Annotated in this window: 12 protein-coding genes; 2 read left to right on the plus strand and 10 right to left on the minus strand. The window is 59.2% G+C overall.

The features are described 5' to 3' along the window. Positions 1–49: 49 nt before the first annotated feature. The 8 genes from menE to SP99_RS15560 form a co-directional block, all read right to left on the minus strand. Positions 50–1,411 carry an o-succinylbenzoate--CoA ligase gene (gene menE / locus SP99_RS15525; protein WP_047959142.1) on the minus strand — a complete coding sequence of 454 codons (1,362 nt, stop codon included), beginning with the start codon at positions 1,409–1,411 and terminating at the stop codon, positions 50–52. Further along, positions 1,408–2,373, minus strand: a complete 966-nt coding sequence (gene menC / locus SP99_RS15530; protein WP_047959143.1) for an o-succinylbenzoate synthase — start codon at positions 2,371–2,373, stop codon at positions 1,408–1,410. The genes menE and menC overlap by 4 nt, the downstream gene beginning before the upstream one ends. Next, on the minus strand, positions 2,373–3,230 hold the full coding sequence (gene menB, locus SP99_RS15535; protein WP_047959144.1) for a 1,4-dihydroxy-2-naphthoyl-CoA synthase: 858 nt from the start codon (positions 3,228–3,230) through the stop codon (positions 2,373–2,375). The genes menC and menB overlap by 1 nt, the downstream gene beginning before the upstream one ends. Next, positions 3,227–4,003 (minus strand): 2-succinyl-6-hydroxy-2,4-cyclohexadiene-1-carboxylate synthase, encoded by a 777-nt coding sequence (menH, locus tag SP99_RS15540; RefSeq protein ID WP_047959145.1) that lies wholly within the window; start codon positions 4,001–4,003, stop codon positions 3,227–3,229. Before menH ends, menB begins: the two co-directional genes overlap by 4 nt. Beyond that, positions 4,000–5,670 carry a 2-succinyl-5-enolpyruvyl-6-hydroxy-3-cyclohexene-1-carboxylic-acid synthase gene (menD, locus tag SP99_RS15545; protein ID WP_047959146.1) on the minus strand — a complete coding sequence of 557 codons (1,671 nt, stop codon included), beginning with the start codon at positions 5,668–5,670 and terminating at the stop codon, positions 4,000–4,002. Before menD ends, menH begins: the two co-directional genes overlap by 4 nt. Before the next feature lie 88 nt (positions 5,671–5,758). Beyond that, a complete protein-coding gene (menF, locus tag SP99_RS15550; protein ID WP_047959147.1) occupies positions 5,759–7,054 on the minus strand; it encodes an isochorismate synthase MenF in 1,296 nt (431 codons plus the stop codon). A gap of 84 nt (positions 7,055–7,138) precedes the next feature. Then, on the minus strand, positions 7,139–7,444 hold the full coding sequence (gene elaB, locus SP99_RS15555; RefSeq protein WP_008500219.1) for a stress response protein ElaB: 306 nt from the start codon (positions 7,442–7,444) through the stop codon (positions 7,139–7,141). A 53-nt stretch (positions 7,445–7,497) separates the two neighbouring features. Continuing rightward, positions 7,498–7,959: a GNAT family N-acetyltransferase gene (locus SP99_RS15560; protein ID WP_025757189.1), complete on the minus strand. Its 462-nt coding sequence runs from the start codon at positions 7,957–7,959 to the stop codon at positions 7,498–7,500. Positions 7,960–8,030: 71 nt separating this feature from the next. Between SP99_RS15560 and rbn the strand changes: the two genes are divergently transcribed. Together rbn and SP99_RS15570 are read left to right on the plus strand one after the other, a co-directional pair. Continuing rightward, on the plus strand, positions 8,031–8,948 hold the full coding sequence (gene rbn / locus SP99_RS15565; protein ID WP_047959148.1) for a ribonuclease BN: 918 nt from the start codon (positions 8,031–8,033) through the stop codon (positions 8,946–8,948). A 64-nt stretch (positions 8,949–9,012) separates the two neighbouring features. Further along, positions 9,013–10,017, plus strand: a complete 1,005-nt coding sequence (locus SP99_RS15570; RefSeq protein WP_045286087.1) for a chemotaxis protein — start codon at positions 9,013–9,015, stop codon at positions 10,015–10,017. A 91-nt stretch (positions 10,018–10,108) separates the two neighbouring features. Here the strand turns inward: SP99_RS15570 and nuoN are convergent, their stop codons facing one another. Beyond that, on the minus strand, positions 10,109–11,566 hold the full coding sequence (nuoN, locus tag SP99_RS15575; RefSeq protein ID WP_023312531.1) for an NADH-quinone oxidoreductase subunit NuoN: 1,458 nt from the start codon (positions 11,564–11,566) through the stop codon (positions 10,109–10,111). 6 nt (positions 11,567–11,572) lie between these two features. Then, on the minus strand, positions 11,573–13,102 hold the full coding sequence (gene nuoM, locus SP99_RS15580) for an NADH-quinone oxidoreductase subunit M (RefSeq protein WP_025757186.1): 1,530 nt from the start codon (positions 13,100–13,102) through the stop codon (positions 11,573–11,575).

Raw genomic sequence — 13,102 nt, forward strand, 5'->3', positions numbered from 1 at the left:
GGACTCTGCGTGCGGCAGGTCGAAAGATTGTCACTATTTGAAACGGCGCTTATCCCTTAAGTGATGCATTGACCCACTGCTGCAGCGCGCGACGGGAGACTTTGATGCCGCCATTTTTGAGCTCGGTCGGCAGCAGCAGCCAGCGGATGGGTTGCTCAAACCGCGCCAGCTTATCCCTGACCCAGTCAGGGAAACAGGTGATATCCGTTCCCGGTTCACACTCCACCACCGCCACCGGACGTTGGCCAAATTCGGCGTCGTCCAGCGGGACGATAAACACCTGATTAATCTGCGGGTGTGTTGCGATAACCCGCTCAAGGCTTTCCGGCTGGATCCCTTCTCCCCCGCTAAAAAAGAGGTTGTCCATACGACCCAGAATCGTCAGGCGGCCATCATACCATTCACCGCGATCGCGGGTGGCGAACCATCCCTGCACGTTGGTCAGCGGAATTAACGCACCGTCCCGCCAGTAGCCTGAGGCCATGCTGTGCGCCTTGATCCAGACCTCACCGTTCACGATCTGCACCTCTCTGCCCGGCAGCGCAGAGCCCACGTCCGGCTCGCCGTCCGCCTCTTTCGCGCAGACGGTAGAGGCAAATTCGGTCAGGCCGTAACCGCAGAAGCTGCGGATCCCCTGCTCCCGCGCCTGTTGCGTTAACGCCACCGGGATCGCCGCCCCGCCAAGCAAAACCGCTTTCAGGGCAATGTGGCTGTCGGTATTCAGAAGACGCCAGAGCTGGGTTGGCACCAGCGAGGCGTGCGTGCAGCCGCGCAAAGCCTGCTCCAGAGGCTGTTTCTCGCGCACGGTTAACCGCGCCCCCGCCTGCAGCCAGCGCCATAAAATTCCCTGGCCGGAGACATGAAACAGCGGCAGCGAAAGCAGCCAGTCATCGTCACCGCCATAGGGCATCAGCGACAGTACGCCGCGCGCGCTGGCAAGATGGGCCGCGCAGGTATGGACCGCCGCTTTTGGCAGCCCGGTGGAGCCTGAGGTGAGCGTCATGGACGCCAGCCGCGCCGGTTGCCACGCGACGCGATGTTCCCCTTCACGATCGCGCATGCTCAGGGCAGGAAGAGCGTCATAGCTGCCGTCCAGCGCCAGCGCAAAGCGCAGCGTCATCTGCGGGAGTAACACCTCCAGCAGCGGGCGCGGCAGCTGTGGGTTAACAGGAAGGATACGCGCGCCGCACTGGAGCAGCGCCAGCCATGCCAGCAGGGTCTGCGGATGGTTATGGGCCAGCAGCAGCACGCCGTCGCCCTCCGCCACGCCCTGCTGGTGAAACCCCGCCGCGAGACGGTCGACGCGGACGCACAGCTGTTGCCAGGTAAGCACCTCGTCGTTCAGTCTCAGGGCCGGTTTATCCGCAAAATGCAGGCACCAGTGACGCCAGGGCCAGTCGGCAAAACTCATAACAACGGCTCCAGCGCCCCGGTATTCAGGCACGGCAGCGTACTGCCCGGCCACGTGCGGATAAGCTGAGCCTGCATCAGGTTCAGCGTGTCGAGGCCAGGCACCGTGTCCGGCGTTAACCAGGCGGCAATACGCGCCAGCTGCGTCAGCCCAAGGCTGGATTCTATAGAGGAGCTGATCACCGCCGTCAGCCCTGCGGCGTGCGCCGCTGCAACCTGCTCGCGCACCTTCGCCAGACTGCCGGTCAGGGTCGGTTTAATCACCACCGCGCTGACGCCGGGCTCGGCAACGAAGGCAAAATCCGCTTCGCGCAGGCTTTCATCCCAGGCGATGGCAATCCCCGTTTCGCGGGCAAACGCGCGCGAATCGTCGCGGGTTTTACACGGCTCTTCCAGAAAGGCAATGCGGCTGCGGTATGCCGGGTTGACGTACTTTGCAAACTGCTGCGCCTTCAGCGGCGTCCAGGCGCGGTTCGCATCCAGACGCAGACGAAGGTCGGGGATCGCTTCCAGCAGCAGGTTGGCCACCATGCCGTCGCGTACCGCTTCGTAGAGGCCGACTTTGATTTTTGCGACCTTCTCACCCGGCATGGCGGAGAGCAACGCGAAGAGTTCGTCCGGATCGCCCGTGCAGAGCGGCGCCGCGCGATAATCGGCTGCTTCCGGCAGGCTACCGTCGAGCTCCGCCAGCGCGCAGCTGATGCCAAAGGCGGCGGAAGGCACGTCCGGCAGCGGTGGATTGGCCCCCTCGCGCCAGGCATCTGCCCAGGCCACCAGCGCGGCCTGCGCCTCCTCCAGCGACTCCAGGCTAAAGCCCGGCAGCGGCGACACCTCGCCCCAGCCTTCCCGCTCGCCCTGCTGCAGATGCACGAAAACGCCGTCACGGGTTTTTAACCGCCGTTCACGCAGCACCACGCCCGCGTCCATCGGTATCTGCCAGCGGTAAACCTGCGCGCGACGCATTACGGGTTCCGTTTGAATTTGCTGAAGTCTGGCTGGCGTTTTTCGTTAAACGCGTTGCGCCCTTCCTGACCCTCTTCGGTCATGTAGAACAGCATGGTGGCGTTGCCCGCCAGCTCCTGCAGGCCTGCCTGGCCGTCACAGTCGGCGTTGAGGGCCGCTTTCAGGCAACGCAGCGCCATGGGGCTGTTTTGCAGCATTTCGCGACACCAGCGGACGGTCTCTTTTTCAAGGTCGGCAATCGGGACCACGGTATTGACCAGCCCCATATCCAGCGCTTCCCGGGCGTTGTACTGACGGCACAGGAACCAGATTTCGCGGGCTTTTTTCTGCCCGACGATGCGTGCCATATAGGAGGCGCCCCAGCCGCCGTCGAAGGATCCCACTTTCGGACCGGTCTGGCCGAAGATGGCGTTCTCTGCGGCGATGGTCAGGTCACACATCATGTGCAGCACGTGACCGCCACCGATGGAGTAACCTGCCACCATCGCCACCACCGGTTTTGGACAGGTGCGGATCTGACGCTGGAAATCGAGCACGTTCAGGTGGTGCGTGCCCGCATCGTCCTGGTATCCGCCGTAGTCACCGCGTACTTTCTGATCGCCGCCGGAGCAGAACGCCTTATCCCCTTCGCCGGTCAGGATAATCACGCCGATATTGTCGTCGTAGCGCGCATCCGCCAGGGCCTGAATCATCTCTTTAACGGTCAGCGGACGGAAGGCGTTACGCACCTGCGGACGGTTAATGGTGATTTTGGCAATGCCGTCGGTGGATTTGTGGTAACGAATGTCGGTATAGCCTTCGGAGCAGTCTTGCCATTCAACCGGTGCATAGAGCATGTTTTCATCAGGATAGATCATAGAGTGTCCTTTATTCGAAGACGCAGTATCTGAGCCAGACTGGCGCTCACCGCTTCGGGGTTTTCCCGATGGGCGTTGTGTCCGGCGTTTGGAATGAGATGGCGAACGGCGTTCAGTTCAGCGGCAAGGGCCGCAAACTTCTCATCGCGTTCGCCACAGAGATAATCAAAAGCGAAATCGCGTGCGCTAAGCGCGGCGCGTAAATCGGGCTGCACCGCCAGCGACGTCGCCTCGAGCATCATCGCCAGCGCCACGCCGCTGTTCTGGCTGCGCAAGGTAATCAGCGCGTCGCGCTGAGTGTTCGTCAGGGTGGCAAAAACGGGCTGTTGATACCAGTCAGTGAATACCTTATCCAGCGGTTCGGTGCGAAAACGTCTCGCCCAGTTGCGGTCCGATGCCAGGCGCGTATGACGCGCTTCGGCATCCTGCAGGCCCGGATGCCCGCCTTCAACTATCAGGCCCAGCATCCCCTTTGGCTGCTGGCAGGCGTGGAACATCGCAATGCGGCCGCCGAGGGAGTACCCGATGAGCCAGAAGTTAAGTATGTTGTAACTAACTAAAGTTCGGGTGAGTAATGTGCTCATCTCTTCGAACCCCGCCACGCCAACCTGCCGGGATCCGCCGTGCCCCGGCAGATCGAGATACAGCCGGGGGTAGTCGCTGAGTTTTTCACCCACCTTCTGCCACTCGCGGCTGTCGCCGGAAAAGCCGTGCAGAAAAACCAACCAGGGGTAGCCTGGCTTACCGGCCTGCTGTACCGCCGGGAGGATCACAGCTGGCTCACCTGCGCCAGCAGGCTTTGCAGCGCCTGCGCACCGTCAGCCTCGTTCACCACCAGCTCAATCAGCGTCGCACCCGGCTGTTTCCAGGCGGTCGCTAGCGCGGCCCCCAGCTGCTCCCAGCTTTCCGGACGATGATATTTCAGGCTGAACATCGCTGCGGCGTGTTCGAACTGCACGTTCTGCGGCATCAGATAGAATCGCTCGCGCTCGGTCTGCGGCGTGGGCAACAGGGAGAAAATTTGCCCGCCGTTGTTGTTTACCACCATCAGCACGAACGGGGCGGACGCCTGACGCAGTAGCGCCAGCGCATTGAGATCGTAGAGCGCGGAGAGATCGCCCACGATGGCCAGCGTCGATTTCGCGCTGGCTCGCTGCACGCCCGCCGCTGTCGAAATAAGCCCGTCGATGCCGCTGGCACCACGGTTGCTGTACACCGGGTAGCCAGCTGGCAACTGTGAAAAGGCGTCAATCAAACGCACGACCAGGCTGTTGCCGACAAACAGTTGCCCCTGTTCAGGCAGGAGCTGGTGAATACGGTGCGCCAGCCCGGCTTCGCTAAATGCCTCACAATGCGCCGTTGTTCGTTCCCACGCCTGGCGCGAGAGTTCCGGGATGGCAACCGCCCAGGGTTTACGTTTTTCAGCCGGATGGAGCGTCAGCCAGGTTTCGATACAGCTGACCAGACGACGACCACGATGGTGCGCCGGGTCGAGCCGCCCTTCCAGCGCGTCCACCAGCCAGTACTCTTCGGGCGTGCAGGTCGCCTGCCACTGCAGTAACCGTTTGCCGGTTAAACTCGATCCAAGCTGGACCACAATCTGCGCCTGCGACAGCTCGGTGACCGCTTTCGCATTACCCAGCCAGAGGTCGGCGCACGGCAGCGGCTGACCGGTCTGGGAAAGCACGTCGCCAATCAGCGGCCAGCCGAGCGTTTGCGCCCATTCGGCCACCAGCTTGCCTTCCGCGGCGCTCATACGCCCGGCGACAACCACGCCGCGCTTCTGCCGCCAGAAGAACCAGTCCCGCTGTTTTGCGCTTTCAAGATGCGTCTGCTCGCGCAGCCACGGTTTCTCACTCTCCCACCAGCTACCCAGGGAATGCTGCCATTCAAGCCCCGTGTCGTCCATTTCACCGTACAACGGCTCGGCAAACGGGCAGTTGATATGCAACGCTCCGCCGCGCAACGTCTCCATGGCATGATCGACGGTAGAGACCAGCCAGCTTGCCGGAATATCCTGAGTGGGGCGAGGAAGCGATATCGTCTGCGAAGGATGAGAAGAAAAGAGCCCCGGCTGACGAATCGCCTGGTTGGCGCCGCAGTCGATAAGTTCGGGAGGGCGGTCGGCGGTGAGCAGGATCAGCTTTTCACCGGTTAACCCGGCTTCAATCAGTGCCGGATAGAGATTTGCCACCGCGGTACCGGAGGTGACAATCACCGCCACAGGTTCTTTGCTGGCTTTCGCCAGACCCAGCGCCAGATGACCGAGGCCGCGTTCATCGAAGTGGGTGTGATGAATCAAGGCCCGGTTTTCGGCAGCCGCCAGCGTCAGCGGCGTTGAGCGAGAACCCGGTGCAATACACACGTGCCTGACGCCATGGCGCGTCAGGGCTTCAAGGATCACCGCCGCCCAGCGTCGGTTAAAAGAACTTACTGACATGAGATTGTCCGGTATCAAGAATACGACACAGTATAAATAATAGAAAAAACTGGAATTTTGATATGAATCGGGATTGCGCGAATCTGTATTAATCCCTTAGTAGCAGAGAGCGCAATCCGGCGGCTTTGTTTTCAATCTCCTGCCACTCCTGCTCCGGGTCAGACCCGCTGACAATGCCGGCGCCGGCGTAGAGACGCAGGGAGTCCTCCTGGACGCGGGCGGAGCGCAGCGCCACGCAGAACTCACTCTGGTCAGGCGATAAATACCCGGCCGAACCGGCGTACCACTCGCGGTTAAAAGGCTCCACCTTCTGGATAAACTCGCGCGCTGGCTGTCGCGGTAATCCGGCAACGGCCGCCGTTGGCTGCAGCATGTGCAGACACTGCTCATCATCGGCCTGTTTTAGCTCGGTCCAGATACAGCGGCGCAAATGCTGCACTTTACGCAGGCGCACCACCTGAGGCGGCAGTACTTCAAGGGTCTGCGTATGGCGCTGAAGGCGCTGGCAAATATCTTCCACGACCAGCATATTTTCACGCTGGTTTTTATCATCATTCAGCAGCCACTCCCCCAGGCGCTGCGCCTGCTTATCATCGGGATGGCTGGCGACCGTACCCGCCAGGGCTTCCGTGCGCAGCAGCTTGCCGCGCCGCCGCCAGAGACGTTCGGGCGTTGAGCCGAGAAAGGCGTTGCTGGCGTCGAATACCATGCAGAAATGATAGCAATTTAAATTCAGGGCGCGGCTGGCCGCCATCAGCGCAACGGGATTAACGCGCTGTGTAAACTGCAGGTCGGTAGCGCGGGCGAGGACAACCTTTTCAAAATCACCGCGTGCGATGGTGTCTGTCGCTTTGCGGACCAGCCTCAGCCATTCGGGCTGTTGCGGCTGATGGGCTTCGTGCTCAACCTGAACGGAGAGCGGGCGGACAGGCTTTGCAGGACGGAGCTGCTGTAAGAAATCCCGTGCGGCCAGGGCATCGTCCTGCAGCGAACTGTCGCTCCACAGCTGCAGGCGCAGCGTGGCGTGACCCGCGCTACGTCGCCAGAGCAGGCGCGGTAGAAAGAGACTGCCCTGCTCCGGGTTAAACGCGTTCAGGCCGCAAATGCGGGTATCACCTGCCGCGTGTTGCGCGCGCAAAAACTGCGAGGCTTCTGTCAGAGAGGAAAACCGGGTAACCGCCCCCAGCGCTGCCAGCTCTTCATCGCCGTTACGCTGTTGCCAGTAAAACTGAGGATAGCACTGCTGCGCGCCCAGCCAGGCGAGCGGATCGAAAGCATCGTTTAACGGGAAAGAGACGTCGAAATGACGTAAACCGGTTATAGCAGGTAACGCTTGCGCAAGCTGAGTACGCAGACGTTCCAGCGCGGTGGAAATCGAATGCACGCGAACCTCTCCCTGTGAAAACGCTTAGTATACGGGGTACCATCAGAAATATCAGTACCCACGTATAGGGAGTGGTTAAGCGGCCTAACGGCGGGCTAACAGCAGACCGAGTACAAGCCCTACGGCGGCCCCGACGCCAATACCCTGCCACGGTTTTTCATGCACGTAATCATCGGCACGATACACCGCTTTTTTGGCGCGGTAGTAATAGGTATCCGATGCGTGGCTGACGCGATTTTTAACCTCATGCAGCGCCTGTTCGGCACGGGCTTTAAGCTCAATATATTTCTGATCGGCAGGGTCGCCCGAGGAACGTAACACCTCTTCCAGCGTTTCACTCAGTAAGGCCAGATCGTCATCGATACGGGTATCCCAGGATTGAAATGACATATTTTTCTCCATGTTAGTACACCAGTCCGCTAACTATAGCCAACGACTCGCCATTACGCCTGCTTCGCTTCCCGCGCCATACCAATGTGGGGAATGCCATCTTCGTCGTAGACTTCAGTAACCGGCACGAAACCAAAGTGGCCATAGAAGGGTTGAAGGTGCGCCTGCGCCCCCAGGTATAACGCCTTGTCTGGCCACTGTTTCTGGCACGCTGCCAGCGTTTTTTCCATCAGCTGATAGCCCAGTTTTTCACCACGCGCGCTACCGCTGATGATGACGCGGCCAATGACCACGGGCTCAATATCGTCTTCGCTTTTCAGAATCCTCGCATACGCCACCAGCTCGTTATCGCGCCAGCCGAGGATATGGCGGTTCTCGCCAACCAGATCATCGCCATCGATGTCCTGATACGGGCAGGTCTGTTCGACCACAAACACTTCACAGCGCAGTTTAAGCAGGGCATACAGCGCATTAACGGTGAGTTCACTATGGTGTAAATCTTGCCACTGGATCATGTCAGTCTCCTTCCTGGGGTTCATCACGTTATACTAAACCCCTCCCCGTTCGGCAAAGGGCTGATTGCGTTATGGAACTGATTTTTCTGGGTACGTCCGCTGGCGTGCCAACCCGCTCACGAAATGTGACGGCGATTCTGCTGGATCTTAAACACCCAACCCGCGGTGGGCTGTGGCTGTTTGACTGTGGCGAAGGGACGCAGCATCAGCTGTTACGCACCGCTTATCACCCTGGCAAGCTGGATAAAATCTTTATCACACACCTGCATGGCGACCATCTTTTTGGCCTGCCCGGGCTGCTGTGCAGTCGCTCCATGGCCGGCAACGCCAACCCGCTGACGATTTACGGGCCTGCGGGTGTGCGTGAATTTGTTGAAACCACGCTGCGCCTGAGCGGGTCGTGGACGGATTATCCGCTGGAAATCGTTGAGATTAACGACGGTCTGGTTTTCGATGACGGGGATTATCACGTCACCGCCCACCCGCTCAATCATCCTGTGGCGTGCTACGGCTACCGCATTGAAGCGCATGACAAACCCGGCGCGCTGGATGCCGCCGCGCTAATGGCCGATGGCGTCAAACCCGGGCCGCTGTTCCAGCGCCTGAAGCACGGAGAGACCGTCACGCTGGAGGATGGGCGCGTCATCAACGGTCAGGATTATCTCGCCGCCCCGCAGCCCGGCAAAAAACTGGCGATTTTTGGCGACACGGCCCCTTGCCCGGCAGCGTTAACCCTGGCGCAGGGCGTGGACGTGATGGTGCATGAAGCCACGCTTGAAACGGCGATGGAAGAAAAAGCCAACAGCCGGGGCCATAGCTCAACGCGACAGGCAGCGCAGCTTGCCCGTGATGCAGGGGTCGGCAGGCTCATCATCACCCATGTCAGCTCACGCTACGACGCACGGGGGTGTGCAGGCCTGCTGGCAGAGTGTCGCGCGCTGTTCCCGGAATGTGAGCTGGCCGAAGATTTCGCTCAGGTCAGCGTTTAGTCCTTCATTTTTCTCTCAGGATGCCGATAACGATTAAAAGGTCAGCATTTCTCTCGAGGGTAGAATGGATAATTTCCAGAAAGATATTGATGACAGGGCGAATCTGACCCTGTCGAACCGTTTTGAACTGTTGCTGTTCCGTCTCGGCACCTCTCTTAACGAAAATAAATCTGAGCTGTTTGGCATTAACGTCTTTAAACTGCGTGAAATTGTGCCGATGCCGGAGTTCACGAAACCCGCAGGGATGAAATCACCGCTGATGGGAATGGTGAATATTCGCGATCAGGTGATTCCGGTGATTGATCTGGCCGCCGTGGCGGGCTGTAAGCCCACTACCGGGCTGAACATTCTGCTGATCACCGAATATGCACGTAGCGTGCAGGCGTTCGCCGTGGAATCGGTTGAGAACATCATGCGTCTGGACTGGAAACAGGTGCACGCCGCGGAAACCGCCGTCAGCGGGCGCTACATCACCAGTATTGCGTGTCTTGACGAGAAGACGGATACCAACGAACTGGCGATGGTGCTGGACGTTGAGCAGATCCTGTATGACATCACGCCGGCCAACCACGATCTTCATGCCACCAATCTGAAGACCACCAAATTTCATATTAAGCCTGGCGCTGTCGCGATTGTCGCGGAAGATTCCAAAGTGGCGCGCTCCATGCTGGAAAAGGGTCTGCAGGCAATGGAAATTCCGGCGCAGTTGCATATCACCGGTAAAGACGCGTGGGAGAAAATTGGCGTCCTGGCGGCACAGGCGCAGGCGGAAGGGGTGCCGATTACCGATAAGATTGCCCTGGTACTGACCGACCTCGAAATGCCAGAGATGGACGGTTTTACGCTGACGCGTAAAATCAAAACCGACCCGCTGCTGAAAGATATTCCGGTGGTGATCCACTCCTCCCTTTCCGGCAATGCCAACGAAGATCATATTCGTAAGGTGAAGGCGGACGGTTATGTGGCGAAGTTTGAGCTGAACGAACTGTCATCGGTGATTGAGGAAGTGCTGGACCGCTCGATGAAGAAGATTGACGGGCCGTTGATTAGCAGGAAACAGCTGGCTTAAATCTGGTGCGGGCTGGTGCCCTCACCCCGGCCCTCTCCCACGGGGAGAGGGAGAAAACCATAAAAAAACCCGCCGAGGCGGGTTTTTTGTTTTACATCAGCGGCATCGCTCGCTGCACGATATCAATCAGCGGCTGCGGATAGATACCGAAGATCAGTACCAGCAGTGCGGAGATGAGGACCACAATACCGCCGGCGCTGTACTGCCAGTTGGTTGGGGCGTCACGGTTGAGCTGCTGAGGTGCACTCAGGTACAGACTCACGGCCACACGCAGGTAGTAGTACAGACCAATCGCAGAGCCGATCACCACGCCCGCGGTCAGCCACCACAGATGCGCCTGCACACCGACAGCCAGCACGTAGAACTTACCAATAAAGCCCAGCGTCATCGGGATACCCGCCAGAGAGAGCATCATCACCGTCATCACCGCGGACAGGATCGGACGGTGCCAGAACAGACCACGGTAGGAGAACAGTGAATCGGCATCCGGGCCACGGTACGGGCTGGACATCAGGCTCACCACGCCGAACGCGCCGAGGCTGCTGAACAGATAACCGGCCAGATAGACGCCCACGGTTTCCATCGACATCTCACCGCTCTGCAGCGCAATCAGCGCCACCATCAGGTAGCCCAGATGCGAGATCGAGGAGTAACCCAGCAGACGTTTGATGTTGGTCTGGCTCAGCGCCATCAGGTTACCGAAGATGATGGAGACGAACGCGATGATGCCCAGCACCACGCGAACCGCTTCGCTGTCACCCACCGGTGCGTACAGGAACAGACGCATCACCACCCCGAAGATAGCGATTTTGCTCGCCGTCGCCAGGAAGGTAGACACCGGCGCTGGCGCACCCTGGTAGACGTCTGGCGTCCAGAGGTGGAACGGAACCAGAGAGAGTTTGAAGCCAAGGCCAACAATCATCATGCCCAGGCCCGCCAGCAGCAGCGGCTCATGCAGCATGCCATCGCCGAGGCTCTTGCCGAGCGCCATGAAGGAGAGATTACCGGACTGTGCGTACAGCAGCGCAATACCAAACAGCAGGAACGAGGACGCCGCCGCAGACAGGATGGTGTACTTGATGCTTGCTTCCAGCGAGCGCTTCTGACGGAAGGCGTAACCAATCAGACCGAACAGCGGCAGAGAGATCAGCTCAATGCCGAGGAACAGCGCAGCCAGGTGGTTTGCGTTCGCCAGCAGAATGCCGCCCAGTGCGGCAATCAGAACCAGCAGGTAAAACTCTTCTTTGTTGTCGTTGTAGCCTTCAAGCCACGGGTACGCAAAGGTACAGGTTGCCAGGCTCGCCAGCAGAACCAGACCGGTATACAGCATGGCGTAACCGTCAACGCGCATCAGCGGGGTGACGTCCATCGCCCCACCCTGGCCAACAAACCAGAGAGAGACTAACGCGGCGTTCAGGCCGATGACCGACAGCGTGGCATTCAGGAAGTGATTGCGTCGCCACGCAATGGAGAGCATCACAACCACCACCGTCAATCCGACGATCAGCAGCGGTAGCAGCGCGATCAGTTGTTGTGGAGTTATTGTCATGGCGAATTACGGCCTTGTAGTAGAAGCAGAATTAACAAACCACTGCTGGATGTTACCCATCGCGCTATGCGAGGTATCCAGAATCGGCTGCGGGAAGAAGCCCAGCAGCACCAGCAGTACGACCAGCAGCAGGATGATGAACAGCTCACGCAGCGACATCCCCGGCAGTTCTTGTGCAGCAATTTCGCTCTTCGCTTTACCGAAGTAAGCGCGGTGCAGCATCGCCAGCGAGTACACGGAAGCGAACACCAGACCAAAGGTGGAGATCACGGTAATCACCGGTACCACTTTGAAGCTGCCAAACAGAATCATAAATTCGCCGACGAAGTTACCGGTTCCCGGCATCCCCAGGGTGGCCACTGCGAAGAACATGGACAGCGCTGGCAGCCATTTAATTTTGCTCCACAGGCCGCCCATCATACGCATGTCGCGAGTGTGCAGACGTTCGTACAGCTGGCCACACAGGATGAAGAGACCGGCTGCGGACAGGCCGTGCGCAATCATCTGGATCACCGCGCCCTGGTACGCCAGCTGGCTGCCGGTGTAGATAGCAATCAGCACGAAGCCCATGTGGGAGACGGAGGTGTAGGCAATCAGACGTTTGATGTCGTACTGCGTAAACGCCATCCAGGCACCGTAGAAGATACCGATCACACCCAGCCACATGGCAATCGGTGCGAACTCTGCGGAGGCGTTCGGGAACAGCGGCAGTGCGAAACGCAGCAGGCCGTAGGCCGCGGTTTTCAGCAAGATGCCCGCCAGGTCAACGGAACCCGCCGTTGGTGCCTGAGAGTGCGCGTCTGGCAGCCAGCCGTGCAGAGGAACCACCGGCATTTTCACCGCGAAGGCGATGAAGAAGCCCAGCATCAGCAGGTATTCCACGCCGTGCGACATCGGGGTCTTCAGCAGCTCTTCATAGTTGAAGGTCCAGACACCAGTCGCATTGTGGTGCACAAACACCAGCGCCAGAATGGCAATCAGCATCACCAGACCACTCGCCTGGGTATAGATGAAGAACTTGGTGGCCGCCGTGATACGCGTTTTACCGTCGGATGCCTTATGGCCCCACAGCGCGATCAGGAAGTACATCGGCACCAGCATCATCTCCCAGAAGAAGAAGAACAGGAACATGTCGATGGCCAGGAACACGCCGATAACGCCGCCCAGGATCCACATCAGGTTCAGGTGGAAGAAGCCCTGATATTTTTCGATTTCACGCCAGGAGCAGAGTACCGCCAGAACGCCGAGCAGACCGGTCAGCACCACCATCAGCAGCGACAGACCGTCAATCGCCAGGTGGATCGTAATGCCGAAACGTGGGATCCACGGCAGGATAAACTCAGACTGCCACTGCGGAATGCCCGCAGACTGGGTCAGAGAGTAGCCACCCTGCAACCAGAGTTGCAGACCAAGCGCGAGCGTCAATCCCATGGTGATCAGCGCGATCCAGCGCGGCATCTTCACGCCAAAGCGTTCAGTCTGCCAGCACAGGAAGCCGCCGATGAAGGGAATTAATATTAGCCAGGGTAGTAACAT

This window comes from Enterobacter sp. BIDMC92 (genome assembly GCF_001030225.1).
Lineage (GTDB): Bacteria > Pseudomonadota > Gammaproteobacteria > Enterobacterales > Enterobacteriaceae > Enterobacter > Enterobacter sichuanensis.